This window comes from Sinorhizobium mexicanum (assembly GCF_013488225.1).
In the GTDB taxonomy this organism is placed as follows: domain Bacteria; phylum Pseudomonadota; class Alphaproteobacteria; order Rhizobiales; family Rhizobiaceae; genus Sinorhizobium; species Sinorhizobium mexicanum.
The window spans coordinates 238,152-255,849 of the sequence record NZ_CP041238.1 but is presented as its reverse complement, the minus strand read 5'-3'; the positions used below and the strand labels follow the sequence as shown (position 1 = coordinate 255,849).

The window sequence follows — 17,698 nt, the reverse complement described above, 5'->3', positions numbered from 1 at the left end:
CGCCGCTCGCGATGGCCGAGCGCGAAAGCCGATGCGGGATCACTTCGGCGGCAGGCCGGCCTTGCGCCTCGCGACCACATGCTCGCGCCAGACCGTGAAGATGCCGGCCGCGACCACCAGGATGGAGCCTAGAACCATGTTTGCTGTCAACGTCTCGCCGAAGATGGTGACGCCCATGATCGAAGCGAAGACCAATTGCAGATAGGTGAGCGGCTGAACTGCGACCGCATCGAGCATGTCATAGGCGCGAATCAGGAAATAGTGGCTCGAGGTCCCGGTGATGCAGAGCAGCAGCATCCAGCCCCAATCGGTTGGCGACAGCGCCGTCCAGAAGAATGGTCCGACCAGGCTGATCGCAACTGCGCCGACGCTGCCGGTGTAGAAGAAGCTGGTCATCGCCGAATCGCCGCCGCGGCTGACAAGTCGCGTCGTGATGATGTAGATCGCAAACATGAACGCCGCCGAGAGCGGCAGCAGGAAGCTCGTGTCGAAGGTCCCCTGCTGCGGCTTCAGAATCAGCAGCACGCCGACGAGGCCAGCCGAAATCGCCACCCACCGCCGCCAGCCGACCCGCTCGCCAAGAAGCGGCATGGACAGAAGCGCCACGAAGAGCGGCGTAGCGGCCAGGATCGCCTGCGAATGCGCGAGGCCGACGATCGTGAAGGCGGTGATGACGATGACGATCTGCGCCGGCAGCAAGACGCCGCGCAGCAACTGCAGTGCCGGCTTCTTCGTCACGATCGTCGCCTTGAGCCCGCCCGGCGCCCGCGCCGCCAGCCCAGTGGCGAAGGCGGCAAAGGCCCAATAGCGGATCATCGAGACGAAGACCGGCGGATAGATGGCGCCAAGATGTTTGGAGATGCCGTCCTGGATCGCGAAGATGACGATCGCAAGAAGCGCGAAGACGTAGCCGTTTGCCCTGGATTTCATGAGGAGCCCGATATCCCTACAGCGCCACGCGTCTTATCAGACGCGCAAAGGACGCTGTAGCACTTTGAATTGCTGCATGTTTTTATCCTTAAATCGGCTGCGATTTAAGGAAACATGCAGTAGCGCCGCGCGTCTTATCAGACGCGCAAAGGACGCTGTAGCACTTTGAATTGCTGCATGTTTTTATCCTTAAATCGGCTGCGATTTAAGGAAACATGCAGTAGCTCCGGGCCTGGAGCCATGGTTTTTTCGGCATGCAGTCAGCTGGTACAAAAAAACCCCGAGCCGGGAGGAGGTGGCTCGGGGTCTCTGAACTAGATCGGTCCTGGGAGGAGGAGTGGACCGATCGGCGTCTGGCGCTGTGGGAGGAGGTACAGCGCTTCGACAAGAGTGAGAATAAGTCATTCCCCCTGATTTAATAGGGACAATGTTGCATTGCAGCATTGCGCTGAGTGCAATGCGGCTCGCTGCTTGTAGCGCGTTCTATGTTTCCGGCATCCGGCGAAATAGCCAACGCCTTCCCTGGGTGTTGGCCCCCGACGAAAAGAAGGCGTCGGCCAGCCGGTCCGACGCAAGTTTTTGAACACTCTATCTTTTTCACGAGAGAACTCTTAACTCCCCCTTAAATTGCCGCATTTAGAGTCCACCGCATCGCCACGTGCGCCTGGGTGAACTCGAACGCACGACGGGAATTGCGCCGCCGGGAATCGCTTTCGAGTGATCAAGGTCGGACCTCAAAGGGAGAGTTCCTTCCGGCATGGCAGCACGCGGCAAATCAGGACAGCGGATCGAACCTTCTTTCGGCGCCAGCGACAGCGACGACGATGATTGGCGCGTCGAGGCGAGTGATCGCGTGAGCGGAGGTGCCCGCCGGCCCGCCCGCGGCAAGTCCGGGGCCGGCAAGCGAAAGACAGGCGGCAAGCGCGGCGGCCGGCGCGGCTCCAGCAGCGGCGGCGGCTTTTTCGGCCTCGTGCGCCGGTTCGCCTACTGGTGCGTCGTACTCGGCATATGGGGTGCGATCGGTGTCGGCGGCCTGGTGCTCTATTACGGCGCGCGGATGCCGAGCGCGACCAGCTGGTCGATTCCCGACCGGCCGCCGAACGTGAAAATCCTTTCGGTCAGCGGCGACATCATCGCCAATCGCGGCGCGACTGGCGGGGAGGCGCTGTCGCTCGAAAACATGTCGCCCTATATCCCGCAGGCGGTGATCGCGATCGAGGACCGCCGCTTCTACTCGCATTTCGGCGTCGATCCGCTGGGCTTGGCGCGCGCCATGCTGACCAATCTGACGACCGGCCGCATGGTCCAGGGCGGCTCGACATTGACGCAGCAGCTCGCCAAGAACCTGTTCCTCTCGCCCGAGCGCACGCTGGAGCGCAAGGTGCAGGAGGTGCTGCTCGCCTTCTGGCTGGAGCAGAAATACTCCAAGGACCAGATCCTCGCGATGTACCTCAATCGCGTGTTCTTCGGTTCCAACGCCTATGGCGTCGAGGCGGCATCTCGACGCTACTTCAACAAGTCGGCGCGCGACGTCAATCTCGGCGAGGCGGCCGTGCTCGCCGGACTGCTCAAGGCGCCTTCCCGCCTCTCTCCGGCGCGCGACCCGGAAGCGGCCGAGGAGCGCGCGCAGGTGGTGCTCGGCGCCATGCGCGAGGAAGGCTTCGTCACCGACGCCGAGATCAAGACGGCGATGTCGCAGGCCCCGACCAAGGCCAAGAGCTTCTGGTCGGGCGCCGAACACTATGTCGCCGACATGGTCATGGACCAGCTTCCCGGCATGATCGGTGAAATCAACCAGGACCTTGTGATCGACACGACGATCGACCTGACGCTCGAGAGGAAGGCCGAGGAAGCCATTTCAGCGACGCTCGATGCGGAGGGCCGGAAGCTCAACGCCTCGCAAGCCGCCCTCGTGTCGATCGACGGAACCGGCGCCATCCGGGCATTGGTCGGCGGCCGCGACTATGCCGAAAGCCAGTTCGATCGCGCGTCGAAGGCAAAGCGCCAGCCGGGATCTGCCTTCAAGCCCTTCGTCTATGCGGCAGCTCTCGAAATCGGCCGCACGCCCATGTCGGTCAGAAACGACGCGCCGGTCAGGATCGGCAACTGGACCCCGGAAAACTACGACCAGAAATACCGCGGCGAGGTCACGCTCGCCGACGCGCTTGCCAATTCGCTGAATACGATCGCGGCCGAACTCGTCATGGAGGTGGGGCCGCAGAACGTCGTCAAGCTCGCGCATCGGCTCGGGATCGATTCGGAGATGCAGGCGAACGCCTCGATTGCGCTCGGAACATCGGAAGTGAGCCTCGTGGAACTCACCTCATCCTACGCGCCCTTCATGAATGGCGGCTTCAAGGCGACGCCACACGTCATCCGCCGCATCTCCACGGCCGACGGCACCGTGCTCTACGAGAACACCTACGACAATCCGCCGCGCGTGCTCGACCCGGCGATCGTCAGCGAGATGAACCAGATGATGGTGCGCGTGCTGACCGACGGCACCGGCAAGAAGGCGCGCATCAAGGGCTGGGAGGCAGCCGGCAAAACCGGCACGACGCAATCCTTCCGCGATGCGCTCTTCGTCGGCTACACGTCGAACCTGACGACCGGCGTCTGGTTCGGCAATGACGACGGCAAGTCGATGAAGAAGGTCACCGGCGGCGGGCTTCCGGCCAAGGCCTGGCATGAGTACATGGCCGCCGCCCACGAGGGCCTGTCGCCCTCGCCGCTCTTCGGGACGACCGGCGTGCAGCCTGTCTTCGACCAAGGCGGCGCTGTCGCCGGCTCCGGCACCCTTCCGGACGGTTTTGCAACCGCCAATCCCGATGCGTTTCCCGAACCGCCGGCAAGCGTGGACGGCACCGCCGCGATCGAGCAGGTTCGACCCGCAAACGAAGAGAGCGCCGGGCCGATCCCGCCCGCAGGTGTCGGCGAGACGACTGGCGCCACCCGCCGGACGACGCTTTTCGACCTGTTGACGGGCGGTTGAGCCGCGAGCCGACCGCGCCTTTCGACCGGATTCGCGGGCGCGGCCGAGGCGCCGTGCCGATATCGCTTCATCCCGCCATCAACAGCGCTTGCTTTTGCCCCTGATCCCCCCGCAGAATGCCTTGCAGTCCGAAACGCCGGTCCTTATATACGCCGCATCGACGCAGCCGCGGCTGCGGTGAAATTCAAAGACCATCCCGTTAGGGGCTGTCCCACGAATGCCTGACCGGGTTCCGACAGTCCGCTGCAAGGAGAGAACGACATGGCTAAAGTTATTGGTATTGACCTGGGAACGACCAACTCCTGCGTCGCCGTCATGGACGGCAAGGACGCGAAGGTGATCGAAAACGCCGAGGGCGCGCGCACGACCCCCTCGATGGTGGCATTCACCGACGACGGCGAACGTCTCGTCGGCCAGCCGGCCAAGCGCCAGGCCGTCACCAATCCGGAAAACACTCTTTTTGCGATCAAGCGTCTGATCGGCCGTACCTTCCAGGATCCTACCACCCAGAAGGACAAGGGGATGGTCCCCTACAAGATCACGAAGGCCGACAACGGCGACGCCTGGGTCGAAGCGCACGGCAAGGGTTACTCGCCGTCGCAGATCTCGGCCATGATCCTTCAGAAGATGAAGGAAACTGCCGAATCCTACCTCGGTGAGAAGGTCGAGAAGGCCGTCATCACCGTTCCGGCCTACTTCAACGACGCCCAGCGCCAGGCTACCAAGGATGCCGGCAAGATCGCCGGCCTCGAAGTGCTGCGCATCATCAACGAGCCGACCGCTGCCGCGCTTGCCTATGGCCTCGACAAGAAGGACGGCAAGACCATCGCCGTCTACGACCTTGGCGGCGGCACCTTCGATATCTCGGTTCTCGAAATCGGCGATGGCGTGTTCGAGGTGAAGTCGACCAACGGCGATACCTTCCTCGGCGGTGAAGACTTCGACATGCGTCTCGTCGAATACCTCGCCGGCGAGTTCAAGAAGGAACAGGGCATCGACCTCAAGAACGACAAGCTCGCCCTGCAGCGCCTCAAGGAAGCTGCCGAAAAGGCGAAGATCGAGCTGTCGTCCTCGCAGCAGACCGAAATCAACCTGCCGTTCATCACGGCCGATGCATCCGGTCCGAAGCACCTGACGATGAAGCTGTCGCGCGCCAAGTTCGAGAGCCTGGTCGATGATCTCGTCCAGAAGACGATCGCGCCTTGCAAGGCCGCGCTGAAGGATGCCGGTGTTTCGGCGGCCGAGATCGACGAAGTCGTTCTCGTCGGCGGCATGACCCGCATGCCCAAGGTTCAGGAAACCGTCAAGCAGCTGTTCGGCAAGGAGCCGCACAAGGGCGTCAACCCAGATGAAGTGGTCGCCATGGGTGCCGCCATCCAGGCCGGCGTTCTGCAGGGCGACGTCAAGGACGTGCTGCTCCTCGACGTGACCCCGCTGTCGCTCGGCATCGAAACGCTCGGCGGCGTCTTCACCCGCCTGATCGAGCGCAACACGACGATCCCGACGAAGAAATCGCAGACCTTCTCGACGGCTGAAGACAACCAGTCCGCCGTGACGATCCGCGTTTCGCAGGGCGAGCGTGAAATGGCCGCCGACAACAAGCTGCTCGGCCAGTTCGACCTCGTCGGCATCCCGCCGGCACCGCGCGGCGTACCGCAGATCGAAGTCACCTTCGACATCGACGCCAACGGCATCGTGCAGGTTTCCGCCAAGGACAAGGGCACCGGCAAGGAGCACCAGATCCGTATCCAGGCATCCGGTGGTCTCTCCGACGCCGACATCGAGAAGATGGTCAAGGACGCCGAAGCCAATGCCGAGGCCGACAAGAAGCGCCGCGAAACGGTCGAGGCCCGGAACCAGGCTGAGAGCCTGGTCCATTCTTCGGAGAAGTCGCTGAAGGAATATGGCGACAAGGTTTCGGAAACCGATCGCAAGGCGATCAGCGACGCAATCGCAGCCTTGAAGGCCGCGACCGAAGCTTCCGAGCCGGACGCCGAAGACATCAAGGCCAAGACCAACACGCTCATGGAAGTTTCCATGAAGCTCGGTCAGGCGATCTATGAGGCACAGCAGGCCGAAGCCGCCCACGCGGATGCCGCAGCGGACGCAGCCCGTGACGACGACGTCGTCGACGCCGACTTCGAAGAAGTCAAGGACGAAGACGGCCGCAAGCGGTCGGCATAAAGCCTCTTTCGATCGTTGCATCAAGGAGCCCGGGAGCGATCCCGGGCTTTTTCATGGCCGCACGGCGACCGTGGCGCGGACGATCGGATGCCTGCGACGGCGCAACAGGCCGAAACAGCGCCATTTTTCGACAAAAAACCACGCGTACCCCGAGTTGGCTATGGTATCGCGCTTCAAGGTTTACTAAATCCTGTGGCAAGATAATCAGGCAGCAGCCGCCGGATCCCCGCGCTGGCACGCATTTGTCAATGGGACAATCTTTGAAGCATGAAACGTGATCTTTACGAAACGCTCGGCGTTGCAAGAGGTGCGGACGAGAAGGAGCTGAAAAGCGCCTTCCGCAAACTGGCGATGAAATATCATCCGGACAAGAACCCGGGCGACGCGGAAGCGGAAAAGTCTTTCAAAGAGATCAACGAAGCCTATGAGACGCTGAAGGACCCGCAGAAGCGCGCGGCCTACGACCGCTACGGTCACGCCGCATTCGAGCAGGGCGGCATGGGCGGCGGCTTTGGCAACGGCTTTGCGGGCGGCGGCGCCGGCGGCTTCTCCGACATCTTCGAGGACATCTTCGGCGAGATGATGGGCGGCGGGCGCCAGCGGCGCTCCTCCGGCGGGCGCGAGCGCGGCGCCGATCTTCGCTACAACATGGAAATCACGCTCGAAGAGGCCTATTCCGGCAAGACGGCGCAGATCCGCGTGCCGACATCGATCACCTGCGACGTCTGCAGCGGCAGCGGCGCCAAGCCCGGCACGAGCCCGAAAACCTGCGCGACCTGTCAGGGCTCCGGCCGCGTGCGCGCGGCGCAGGGCTTCTTCTCGATCGAGCGCACCTGCCCGACCTGCGGCGGCCGCGGCCAGACGATCACCGATCCCTGCATCAAATGCCACGGTCAGGGCCGGGTCATGGAGGAGCGTACGCTTTCGGTCAACATTCCGGCAGGTATCGAGGACGGGACGCGCATTCGCCTCTCCGGCGAAGGCGAGGCTGGCCTTCGCGGCGGCCCGGCGGGCGATCTCTACATTTTCCTTTCGGTCAAACCGCACGAATTCTACCAGCGCGACGGTGCCGACCTCTATTGCAGCGTGCCGATCTCGATGACGACGGCGGCGCTCGGCGGCAAATTCGACGTGGCGACGCTCGACGGCACCAAGTCCCGCGTCACGGTGCCGGAAGGCACCCAGGCCGGCAAGCAGTTCCGCCTCAAGGGCAAGGGCATGCCGGTGCTGCGCTCCACCCAGAGCGGCGACCTCTACATCCAGATCCAGATCGAAACGCCGCAGAAACTGACCAAGCGTCAGCGCGAGCTCCTGCAGGAGTTCGAGCAGATCTCGTCCAAGGAGAACAATCCGGAGTCGACGGGCTTCTTCGCCCGGATGAAGGATTTCTTCGACACGCTCAGCGACTGATACCGATTCGAACAGGGCGGAATTTCAAAACTCCGTCGTCCACGACCGAAGACTTTTGGGGCATTTCACTGTTTCAACGAAACGGGGAAATGCCCCAACGCTTTCGAGCCGATGCTATTCCGGATGGAACCGCTACGCGCTTTCCTGAAACGCTTCAGCCGAACAGGCCGGCGACGAAGTAGGAAACGGCGGCAATTATGGCAGCCGCGGGCATGGTGATCACCCAGGCGATGACGATGTTGCCGGCAAGGCCCCAGCGCACGGCCGAGACGCGCCGTGCCGATCCTACGCCGATGATGGCGCCGGTGATCGTGTGGGTGGTCGAGACCGGAATACCGAGCCAGGTGGCGCCGAACAGGGTGATGGCACCGCCCGTTTCGGCGCAGAATCCCTGCATCGGATTGAGCTTGGTGATCTTCGACCCCATCGTATGCACGATCCTCCAGCCGCCGAACAACGTGCCAAGCGCAATCGCTGCCTGGCAGGTGATGACCACCCAGAAGGGTACGTAGAATTCCGGCCCGAGATAGCCTTGGGAAAAGAGCAGCACGGCGATGATGCCCATGGTCTTCTGCGCGTCGTTGCCGCCGTGCCCAAGAGAATAGAACGAAGCGGAAGCGAACTGCAGAACCCGGAACGTGCTGTCGACGGCGAACGGCGTCTGGCGCACGAAGAGCCACGCCACGATCAGCACAAGAAGTAGCGCCAGGAAGAAACCGAGGGCAGGCGACATGACGATCGCCCCGGCCGTTTTCAGGAGCCCTTGCCAGACGATTGCGCTGAAGCCGGTGCTGGCAAGGCCCGCGCCGACCAGTCCGCCGACGAGCGCGTGGGAGGAACTCGAAGGGATCCCGAAGAGCCAGGTGGCGATGTTCCAGACGATCGCGCCCATCAACGCCGCAAAGATGACCTGCGGCGTGACGATGTGCGGATCGATGATGCCGGTCCCGAGCGTTTCGGCCACGTGCAGCCCGAAGAACAGGAAGGCGATGAAGTTGAAGAAGGCCGCCCAGAGGACCGCATATTGCGGCCTCAAGACGCGAGTCGAGACGATGGTTGCGATCGAGTTGGCCGCGTCGTGCAGTCCGTTGAGGAAGTCGAAGAGCAGGGCGACGGCGATGAGCCCGACGAGCAGCGGGAAGGCGAGCGTCGCAACCATCAGACGTTCTCGATCACGATGCCGCTGATTTCGTTCGCCACATCCTCGAAGCGATCGACGACTTTCTCCAGTTCGCCGTAGATTTCGCTGCCGATGATATAGGCCATGGGATCGGTGGCGCCGTGGCGGCGGAACAGGTCCTTGAGTCCTTGGTCGTGCAACTCGTCGGAACGACCCTCGACGCGAGTCACCTCCTCGGCAATGGTGGTGAGGCGTTGGGCATTCACACCGATCCGGTTGAGCAGGGGTATGGCCTCGGCAACGAGATGGGCCGCCTGCACCACTGCGGCACCCATTTCCTGCATGCCCGGATCGAAGCTTTTCTGCTCGTAGAGCCGGATCGTTTTTACCGTCTTGTGCATCATGTCGATCGCGTCATCCATCGACTGGATGAGATCCTTGATGTCGCCACGGTCGAAGGGCGTGATGAAGCTCCGGCGCACCGCGAGCAGGACTTCGCGGGTGATCTCGTCGGCCTCATGCTCGAGCGCGACGATGCGATCGCAATGGCGATCGATGTCCGGTCCGCCGGCAAGCAAGGCATTCAGCGCTTCCGCCGCCCCCATGACCGTGCGCGAGTGCTGCGCAAAAAGATCAAAGAATCGATCTTCACGGGGGAGAAGCTTGCGAAACAGGCCGAGCATTGCAGATCCATCCAACTGTCGATTGTCACAAAACTGTCATATTGCACCGACTTGCCTAGGGAAAGCTCTGAAGCGGACGAAAACCGAGACTTCCCCGGGGATTTGGCGGACAAGGAACTGCGACGCGAGGCGGACGCCGCCTTTTTGCCCCCGTACTCCCTTCCCGCCGCGGAGCGTCGCAGGCGGATGAGCGGCCAATGCCCTTTCGCCTTGCCTTGGCCTCGCTTTCGGCCTACCTGACAGAAACGTCGAATCCGGACCCGAGATGCCGCACAAGGTCTTCCTCAACCGCCTGAAACTGACCGACTTTCGCAATTATGCGACGCTGGCGCTCGACCTCGACGCGCGCCATGTCGTGCTGACCGGCGACAACGGCGCGGGCAAGACGAACCTCATGGAAGCGGTGTCGTTTCTCTCGCCCGGCCGCGGCCTGCGCCGTGCCGCCTATGGCGATGTCGCGCGCGTTGGAGCGGCCGACGGATTTTCGGTCTTTGCGGCGGTCGAAGGCATGGAGGGATCCGTGGAAATCGGCACGGGCACGGCGGGCGCCGAGGACGGCCAGGCGCGCCGCCTGCGGCTCAACGGCACGCCGGCCAGGACGGTCGACGAGTTGACCGACCATCTGCGCGTGCTCTGGCTGACGCCGGCGATGGACGGCCTCTTCACCGGCCCGTCTGCCGATCGCAGGCGGTTTCTCGACCGGCTGGTACTCTCGCTCGACCCGGGGCACGGGCGGCGCGCCGGCGAGTTCGAGCGTGCGATGCGCAGTCGCAACCGGCTGCTCACGGAGTTTCGGCCAGACCCCGCCTGGCTTTCGGCGATCGAGCGTGAAATGGCCGGGCTGGGGGTATCCATGCAGCTGGCGCGCCTCGAAATGCTAGGCCTGCTGACAGCGCTTGTCGAAAGAAGCCAAAGCGAGGGCACATTTCCTTCCGCGACGCTGGCGCTCGCGGGCTTCCTCGACGATCTCCACGGCCTGCCGGCCTACGATCTCGAAGAACGATACTTGGCGATGCTGCTCGAAGGCCGTGGTCGCGATGCCGCAGCCGGCCGCACGCTCGATGGTCCCCATCGCAGCGACCTTTTGATTCGCCACCGTGAAAAGAACATGGAAGCCGAGCGGTGCTCGACCGGCGAGCAGAAGGCGCTGCTGGTCGGCCTGGTGCTCGCCCATGCCCGGCTTGTCGGCGACATTACCGGCCATGCGCCCGTGCTGCTGCTCGACGAAATCGCCGCCCATCTCGACGAGGGGCGGCGGGCAGCGCTCTTCGACCTCGTCGACGGCCTCGGCGGCCAAGCCTTCATGACCGGTACCGACCGCACCATGTTTGCAGCACTTGGCGAACGCGGGCGCTTCCTGACCGTTGCCAACGGGCAGGTTTCCGGGTGAGACTTGTTTCTTGGAAAGATGCATCGACGGCCCTGCGCTTGCATCCTGCACTCAATGTCTTGGGACAGATCACGCTCATGATTTCGAATTGCAGCAGTTCAAAATCATCACCGCCTGCGGAAAGAGGCTCTGAATGACGATCGACGCAAAGCTCGACACCGCGGAAATCGCCCGCTACGCGCGCCACATCGTCCTGCCGGAAGTGGGTGGTGCGGGGCAGCAGAAGCTGAAGGCGGCGCGGGTGCTTGTCATCGGCGCGGGCGGCCTCGGCGCGCCTGTGCTGCAGTACCTTGCCGCCGCCGGTGTCGGAACACTCGGCGTCATCGACGACGACGTCGTGTCGCTGTCGAACCTGCAGCGGCAGGTCATTCACGCAACCGCGGATATCGGCCGGCCCAAGGTCGAAAGCGCCGTGCTGGCAGTCAATGCGCTGAACCCGCACGTGACGGCCACGATGCATCACACGCGGCTCGAGGCCGGAAATGCCGAGGAGATCTTCCGCCACTACCATCTCGTCATCGATGGTTCGGACAATTTCGATACGCGTTATCTCGCGGCGGACACGGCCGAAGTGGTGCAGGTACCGCTGGTCACCGGCGCCGTCGGCCGCTTCGACGGATCGGTTACCGTGCTGAAACCCTACGAAACCGATACCGACGGCCATCCGAACCCGTCCTATCGCGACCTCTTTCCCGCCCCTCCCCCGCCGGGCGTGGTTCCCTCCTGTGCCGAGGCCGGCGTGCTGGGCGCCTTGACCGGGGTCATCGGCACGCTGCAGGCGATGGAGGCGATCAAACTCATTACCGGGATCGGCGAGCCGCTCGTCGGCCGGCTGCTGCTCTACGATGCGCTCGCCGCGCAGTTCAGTACGATCCGGTATCGTCGCGGCGCGGCTTGAGGGTGCCATGGAGGTGATTCGCATCGACGGCCGCTTCGATCGCTTTGAAGAATTGCTGGCGCTGATCCTCTCATCCTTCGCCTATATGGCCGGACGGATCGATCCGCCTTCTTCCGCGCATGCGCTGACGCCGGAAGCGCTCCGTCGAAAGGCGGAAGACGAGATTGCCTTCGCCATCGTCACTGCCGGAGATATCCTCGGTTGCGTCTTCTGCAAGCCTGAGCCCGATTCCCTCTATATCGGCAAGCTCGCCGTCGCTCCCAATGCTCAGGGAAAGGGCGTGGGGCGCATGCTGCTCGGCGCTGCCGAGGAAACGGCACGCGAACTGAAACTTTCCGCCCTGCGGCTGCAGACGCGCATCGAGCTTTCCGAGAACCATGCGACCTTCGCGGCCTGGGGTTTCCTCGAAACCGGCCGTTCGTCCCATCCCGGCTTCACGCATCCGACGTCGATCGAAATGCGGAAAGTCGTTCAGAACTGCCAAGCAATGTCCAGCCGCCGCCACCTTTGCCCCTAAGCTGGGAGAGGGAACTTGGGCGGCGCGCCATAGTCCGTTCGCCCCGCTTGCGGGGAGGTGCCGTCAGGCGGAAGAGGGGCAGAACCGCTGCGCTTTGCTAATCCCGCCCCGGCAGCACGCGATCCGGCGGGCGGTGACCGTCGAAGAAGGTGCGGATGTTGATCACCACCTTTTCACCCATGTCGATACGGCCTTCGAGGGTCGCGGAGCTCATATGCGGCAGGAGCACAACCTTGCCTTCGCCGGCGAGCTTGACGAGCTTGGGGCTCACCGCCGGTTCGTTCTCGAAAACATCGAGCCCGGCGCCTGCAATCTTGCCTTCCCTGATGCACTTGATCAGCGCCGTCTCGTCGATGATGCCCCCGCGCGCGGTGTTGACGATGTAGCTGTCCGGTCGCATCAGCGCCAGCCGGCGCGCCGACAGCAAATGGAAGGTCGCGGGCGTCGAGGGGCAGTTCACCGAGACTATATCGACGCGCGCAAGCATCTGGTCGAGGCTGTCCCAATAGGTCGCCTCGAGCATTTCCTCGGTCTCGGGCTTGACCCGGTGACGGTTGTGGTAGTGGATCGAAAGTCCGAAGGCCTTGGCGCGGCGGGCGACGGCGGTGCCGATCCGGCCCATGCCGACGATGCCGATGCGTTTGCCGGCGATACGGCGGCCGAGCATCCACGTCGGCGACCAGCCCGCCCATTCCCCCTTGCGATCGGTCAGGATCTGCGCACCCTCGGCGAGCCGCCGCGGCACCGCGAGGATGAGCGCCATGGTCATGTCGGCCGTGTCTTCGGTAAGCACGTTCGGGGTGTTGGTGACGGTGATGCCCCTTCGAGCGGCCGCGTCGACATCGATGTTGTCGACACCGTTCGAGAAGGCCGCAATCAGCCGCAACTGCGGCCCCGCCTGCTCGATCAGAGCGGCGTCGATTCGGTCCGTCACCGTCGGCACGAGCACATCGACCCGCTTGACCGCGGCAACCAGCTCCGGCTGGCTGCGCGGCGTGTCGTCGACATTCAGCTCTGCGTCGAAGAGTTCGCGCATGCGGGTTTCGACGACATCCGGCAATTTCCGGGTGATGTAGACCGTTGGCTTCTTCTTGCTTGTCATCGCTATGCGCGGCCCTCGTTCACGGGTCCTTAACCAAGTTGGGTGATAGTTTCTCCCTGTAGTCGCAATTTCTACCAGACCCGGTGGCGAAGACAATTGAAAGTCACTGCCTGACACCGGATTTGCCCCCCAAGCCGACGGGCCAGATCAAAGTGCGCCTTCAAGGCTTCGCTGCCATCGGAATATGAGCTTCGTCATGCGTGATGTCGTTTCCAGCTTCTCGACCGTGTTGGTAGCCGCCTGCATCGGGATTGCCGTGATGACCTCCGGCGCCTTTGCCCAGGCGGCGAAAGGCGCGAGCGGCCTGCCGCTGCCGCGCTTCGTCAGCCTGAAGTCGAAGAGCGTCAACCTGCGGATCGGTCCGAGCCTCGACTACGCGGTGGCGTTCCGCTACCTCAAGTCCGGCGTGCCGGTGGAAATCATCCAGGAATATGACAACTGGCGCCGCATCCGCGACGCGGACGGGACGGAGGGGTGGGTGAACCAGGCGCTGCTTTCCGGCGACCGGACTGCGCTTGCCGCCCCGTGGATGCGCGGCAAGGGCGAAGGCATCTTCGTCAACCTCCGGCGCGACCCTCAAAGCACAGCGCCGATCATCGCGCGGATGGAACCAGGCGTCGTGCTGCAGATCGGGGAATGCAATGGCGACTGGTGCCACGCCGAAACCCAAGGCGTCGAAGGCTGGATCGCTCAGGGCGAACTCTGGGGTGCCTATCCGGGCGAAGCGTTCAAGTAAGCAGCGGCAAGCGAAAGCCCCTCATCCGCCTGCCCGCACTCGCAGGGGGCGAAGGGGACTCGCGGCGCCCACTCAGCCCCCTTTAAAATCATCGTGATCTAGACGAGAGCGGCTTGCCTGGCGACGCTGGCAAGCGAGACCATCGGGCGCGGACCGATCTGGCCGATCACGATGCCCGCGGCCAGATTCCCGAGCCTGCTGCAATCTTCGAGCGAGCGACCTGCTGTATAGCCAAAGAGGAAACCGGCTGCATAGAGATCGCCAGCACCCGTGGTGTCGACCACCTCCTCGATGGCACTCGCGCCGACGCGCACGCGCTCGGCGCCGCGCACGATGACGGAGCCTTCCTCGCTCAATGTGACGGCAGCCAACTTGCAGTCCCTTGCCAGCCTGTCGAGCGCGAGATCGAAATCCTCCGTCTCGTAAAGCGCCAGCGCTTCCTGTTTGTTGGCAAAAACGATGTCCACCGTGCCGGAACGCATCAGGTCGAGGAACTCTTCGCGATAGCGATGGACGCAGAAACTGTCCGAGAGCGTCATGGCCGTTTCGCGGCCGTTTGCATGAGCGATTCGAGCCGCCTCGCGGATCGCATCCTTCGCGCGCGGCGGGTCCCACAGGTAACCTTCGAAATAGGTGACCTTGGATTGTGCGACTACATCCTCCTCGACGTCTTCGGGGCCGAGTTCGACGCAGGCGCCGAGATAGGTGTTCATCGACCGCTCGCCGTCCCCGGTCACGAAGATCATCGAGCGCGCGGTCGGCGGCAGACTTTCCAGCGGCTTGGTCTGGAAGTAGACGCCCTGCGCCCGGATGTCGTGCGTGAAGATGTCGCCGAGCTGGTCGCTGGCGATCTTGCCGAAATAGGCCGCCCGCCCGCCAAAGCTCGCGACACCGGCCGCCGTGTTGCCGGCGCTGCCGCCGGACGCTTCAACCGCCGGGCCCATCCGCGAATACAGCAACTCGGCCCGATTCGCGTCGATGAGGTTCATCGCGCCCTTGATGATACCGTTCTCCACAAGAAAGCTGTCATCGCAGCGCGCAATGATATCGACGATCGCGTTGCCGATCGTCAGCACATCGTATTTTGTCATGAACTCCGTCCGGTTTCCTGAATGGCCGGTCTCCGTTAATACCGGTTTTCCGGCCATTTGGAAGTCACTAAGGCACCGCGCGTCTTTTCAGACGCACAAAGTTCGCTGCAGAACTTCGGACGCGATATGTTCCGCCCTTAAAATCGGCTCCAATTTCAGGGCACAGGGGCGAAAATGCATGCGATCAGACAGGCAGCGCCCCGGCGTCGTAGGCGGCGGCAAATTCCGCGCTCGGCGGAATGGGCTTGATGACATCGATCATGACGCCGTTTGGGTCGGCGGTGATGAAATGACGTTGGCCGAAGTCCTCGTCGCAAATCTGCTTGAGTATGGGAAGTCCTGCGGCCTGCGCCTCCGCATAGACCTGGTCGGGATCGTCGACCTCGAAGTTCAGGAGCAAGCCACGAACCGGCGCTCGCGACGCTTCCGGTATGGTTTCATGGCGATAGTCCAGAACGGCGAGGGTCACATGCTCGTCCTCTGTCGATTGGAGATGCATGTACCAGTCGCTCGTGAAAAGCGCCTCGAAGCGGAAGTGCCTCGTATAGAAATCCGACGTCGCCTGAACGTCGTTCGTCATGATGACCGGGTAATAGCTCGTCGTCTTCATGCTTTCCCTCCTGCACTTTTTTTCATACAATCTGTATGTATCTAATTAACATACAGGCTGCATGTATGCAACAGACTCGACGCTCGAACCGAGATCGATCCGACGCCACGCGAACCGCAATCCTCGACGCCGCCCGCGAGCTCTTTGTCGTCCGGGGATACGCGGACACCGCAACACCTGACGTCGTTGCCGCAGCGGGGCTGACGCGCGGCGCGCTCTATCACCACTTCGAGGACAAGAAGGCGTTGTTTCGGGCTGTCGTCGAACGGGAGGCACGGGAGGTCGCCGCGGCGATCGAACAATCCGCCGACACCCATCTCTCGACGCGCGATGCGCTCGTCTCCGGGGCCGGCGGTTATTTCGACGCGATGGCGATACCCGGCAGGGTGCGCCTGCTGCTGCTCGACGGCCCTGCCGTTCTCGGAACGAAAGAGGCGGCGGCGATCGACGCGGCCCACGCGCAGCGCACGCTGGAGGAAGGCCTGAAGGCCGCGATTGCGCCGCGCCGCATCGACAGCACAGTCCTGGCCGCGACGGCCATCCTGCTTTCCGCCGCCTTCGATCGGGCCGCAATCGAGATCGAAGAAGGCGCCGCTCGTGCGGTCTATATGAATGCAATCACCGATCTGGTCGACCGTCTGATCGCGCCCTGACATCGCCGCCTCGCCGCCGTGACATATCAGCCGGCGACGGGCACGACCTGCGGCGGCAGCTCGACCAATGGGGCCGGGATATCGCACGTTTTTTCCGGAGACTTACAGAGGTCGGCGATGACACAGCGCTCGCATTCCGGCCGGCGTGCCTTGCAAACGTACCGGCCATGCAGGATCAGCCAATGGTGCGCGTGGTAAAGATAGGCCTCCGGGATGACGCGCGAGAGATGCGCCTCCACCTCGTCCGGCGTCCTGCCCGGCGCCAGGCGAATGCGATTGGCGATGCGGAAGATGTGCGTGTCGACGGCGATCGTCGGCTGGCCGAAAGCCATCGACAGGACAACATTGGCGGTCTTGCGCCCGACGCCCGGCAGGGTCACCAGTTCTTCCCGCGTGCGAGGTACCTCACCGCCGAAATCGGCGATCAGTTTCTCCGACAGAGCGATGACGTTTTTCGCTTTGTTGCGGTAAAGCCCGATCGTCTTGATATAGTCGCGAACCTTTTCCTCACCCAACGCCAGCATCTTTTGCGGCGTATCGGCGACGGCAAAGAGCGCGCGCGTCGCCTTGTTGACGCCAGCGTCGGTCGCCTGGGCCGAAAGCGCGACCGCCACCACCAGCGTGAATGGATTGACGTGCTCGAGTTCGCCCCTAGGCTCGGGGCGCTGCACGGAGAAGCGGCGGAAGATCTCCTCGACCTCGGCCACGTTGTAGACACTGCGTTGCCGCCGGGCCAGGCGGACTGCATTCGATTTTGACGGTTGCTTCGGTGATTTCGGCTTCACGTTCTTCATGCTGCATCTATAGTCATTGGTCATGACCGAAGGCAACGCCGAGACCTCCATCAACGACCAGCCGATCTTCGCTGCCGAGCTCACGCCATACCGTTCACTCGGCCTCAAGGGGTTCAAGGTCCTTCTAATGATCGCAGGCGCGATGAGCCTCGTGCACATATTCGTGTTCCTGGTCATCGGTGCATGGCCGATCGTCTTCTTCTTCGGTCTGGACTTCGTCCTGCTCTTCGGCGCCTTCTGGCTAAACTATCGCTCCGCACGCGCCCGGGAGGAGGTCAGCATCTCGCGGACCGACGTGTCCGTGAAGAAATTCGCGCCATCGGGGAGAATGACCGAGCATCGCTTCAATCCGTTCTGGGCACGATTCAGCATCAAGCGGCACCAGGAGATCGGCATCGTTTCGATGTGGATCATCGGTGGCGGCCGCCAGACCGATGTCGGCTCCTTCCTCAATCGCGACGACCGCGAAACCTTCGCCCTCGCCTTTGCCCGCGCGCTCGCGACCGCCCGCCGACGCTGATTTTGCAGGGGCGCAATTGGGCGGCAAAACGCACGCAGTTTTCATTGCCTACAGCGCCGCGCGTCTTA

The 17,698-nt window shown here is 63.0% G+C and carries 16 protein-coding genes; 9 read left to right on the top strand and 7 right to left on the bottom strand.

What is annotated here, in order from left to right; all coding sequences use genetic code 11:
• Window positions 1-39: 39 nt before the first annotated feature.
• Window positions 40-930, bottom strand: a complete 891-nt coding sequence (locus FKV68_RS01140; protein WP_180939736.1) for a DMT family transporter — start codon at window positions 928-930, stop codon at window positions 40-42.
• A 757-nt stretch (window positions 931-1,687) separates the two neighbouring features.
• On the opposite strand from FKV68_RS01140, the gene FKV68_RS01135 reads away from it, so the two are divergent.
• The 3 genes from FKV68_RS01135 to dnaJ all read left to right on the top strand — a co-directional run bounded on the left by FKV68_RS01135 (window position 1,688) and on the right by dnaJ (window position 7,516).
• A complete protein-coding gene (locus FKV68_RS01135) occupies window positions 1,688-3,922 on the top strand; it encodes a transglycosylase domain-containing protein (protein ID WP_180939735.1) in 2,235 nt (744 codons plus the stop codon).
• Between the two features lie 261 nt (window positions 3,923-4,183).
• Window positions 4,184-6,106: a molecular chaperone DnaK gene (gene dnaK, locus FKV68_RS01130; protein ID WP_180939734.1), complete on the top strand. Its 1,923-nt coding sequence runs from the start codon at window positions 4,184-4,186 to the stop codon at window positions 6,104-6,106.
• Window positions 6,107-6,373: 267 nt separating this feature from the next.
• Window positions 6,374-7,516, top strand: coding sequence for a molecular chaperone DnaJ (gene dnaJ, locus FKV68_RS01125; protein ID WP_180939733.1), 1,143 nt, complete (start codon window positions 6,374-6,376; stop codon window positions 7,514-7,516).
• Window positions 7,517-7,670: 154 nt separating this feature from the next.
• Here the strand turns inward: dnaJ and FKV68_RS01120 are convergent, their stop codons facing one another.
• Together FKV68_RS01120 and FKV68_RS01115 are read right to left on the bottom strand one after the other, a co-directional pair.
• Window positions 7,671-8,675 (bottom strand): inorganic phosphate transporter, encoded by a 1,005-nt coding sequence (locus FKV68_RS01120; RefSeq protein ID WP_180939732.1) that lies wholly within the window; start codon window positions 8,673-8,675, stop codon window positions 7,671-7,673.
• The gene (locus tag FKV68_RS01115) at window positions 8,675-9,319 is read right to left on the bottom strand and encodes a DUF47 domain-containing protein (RefSeq protein ID WP_180939731.1); all 645 of its coding nucleotides are present in this window, start codon (window positions 9,317-9,319) and stop codon (window positions 8,675-8,677) included. The genes FKV68_RS01120 and FKV68_RS01115 overlap by 1 nt, the downstream gene beginning before the upstream one ends.
• Window positions 9,320-9,584: 265 nt before the next feature.
• On the opposite strand from FKV68_RS01115, the gene recF reads away from it, so the two are divergent.
• The 3 genes from recF to FKV68_RS01100 all read left to right on the top strand — a co-directional run bounded on the left by recF (window position 9,585) and on the right by FKV68_RS01100 (window position 12,124).
• Window positions 9,585-10,709 carry a DNA replication/repair protein RecF gene (gene recF / locus FKV68_RS01110; RefSeq protein ID WP_180939730.1) on the top strand — a complete coding sequence of 375 codons (1,125 nt, stop codon included), beginning with the start codon at window positions 9,585-9,587 and terminating at the stop codon, window positions 10,707-10,709.
• A 133-nt stretch (window positions 10,710-10,842) separates the two neighbouring features.
• Window positions 10,843-11,607 (top strand): molybdopterin-synthase adenylyltransferase MoeB, encoded by a 765-nt coding sequence (locus tag FKV68_RS01105; RefSeq protein ID WP_180939729.1) that lies wholly within the window; start codon window positions 10,843-10,845, stop codon window positions 11,605-11,607.
• Window positions 11,608-11,614: 7 nt separating this feature from the next.
• Entirely contained in the window at window positions 11,615-12,124 is a 510-nt protein-coding gene (locus FKV68_RS01100) for a GNAT family N-acetyltransferase (protein ID WP_180939728.1), read from the top strand.
• Window positions 12,125-12,221: 97 nt separating this feature from the next.
• Here FKV68_RS01100 and FKV68_RS01095 read toward each other — a convergent pair whose 3' ends face one another.
• Window positions 12,222-13,226, bottom strand: coding sequence for a 2-hydroxyacid dehydrogenase (locus FKV68_RS01095; RefSeq protein ID WP_180939727.1), 1,005 nt, complete (start codon window positions 13,224-13,226; stop codon window positions 12,222-12,224).
• 184 nt (window positions 13,227-13,410) lie between these two features.
• Here FKV68_RS01095 and FKV68_RS01090 point away from each other — a divergent pair, with 184 nt between their 5' ends.
• Complete coding sequence (locus tag FKV68_RS01090) at window positions 13,411-13,962, top strand: SH3 domain-containing protein (protein WP_180939726.1); 552 nt, start codon at window positions 13,411-13,413, stop codon at window positions 13,960-13,962.
• Between the two features lie 98 nt (window positions 13,963-14,060).
• Here the strand turns inward: FKV68_RS01090 and FKV68_RS01085 are convergent, their stop codons facing one another.
• Together FKV68_RS01085 and FKV68_RS01080 are read right to left on the bottom strand one after the other, a co-directional pair.
• Complete coding sequence (locus tag FKV68_RS01085) at window positions 14,061-15,053, bottom strand: adenosine kinase (RefSeq protein ID WP_180939725.1); 993 nt, start codon at window positions 15,051-15,053, stop codon at window positions 14,061-14,063.
• 184 nt (window positions 15,054-15,237) lie between these two features.
• A complete protein-coding gene (locus FKV68_RS01080) occupies window positions 15,238-15,663 on the bottom strand; it encodes a VOC family protein (protein ID WP_180939724.1) in 426 nt (141 codons plus the stop codon).
• A gap of 65 nt (window positions 15,664-15,728) precedes the next feature.
• On the opposite strand from FKV68_RS01080, the gene FKV68_RS01075 reads away from it, so the two are divergent.
• The gene (locus FKV68_RS01075; protein ID WP_180939723.1) at window positions 15,729-16,316 is read left to right on the top strand and encodes a TetR/AcrR family transcriptional regulator; all 588 of its coding nucleotides are present in this window, start codon (window positions 15,729-15,731) and stop codon (window positions 16,314-16,316) included.
• 26 nt (window positions 16,317-16,342) lie between these two features.
• Here the strand turns inward: FKV68_RS01075 and nth are convergent, their stop codons facing one another.
• The gene (nth, locus tag FKV68_RS01070; protein WP_180939722.1) at window positions 16,343-17,110 is read right to left on the bottom strand and encodes an endonuclease III; all 768 of its coding nucleotides are present in this window, start codon (window positions 17,108-17,110) and stop codon (window positions 16,343-16,345) included.
• A gap of 22 nt (window positions 17,111-17,132) precedes the next feature.
• Here nth and FKV68_RS01065 point away from each other — a divergent pair, with 22 nt between their 5' ends.
• Window positions 17,133-17,630: a DUF2244 domain-containing protein gene (locus FKV68_RS01065; protein ID WP_180939721.1), complete on the top strand. Its 498-nt coding sequence runs from the start codon at window positions 17,133-17,135 to the stop codon at window positions 17,628-17,630.
• Window positions 17,631-17,698: the final 68 nt, after the last annotated feature.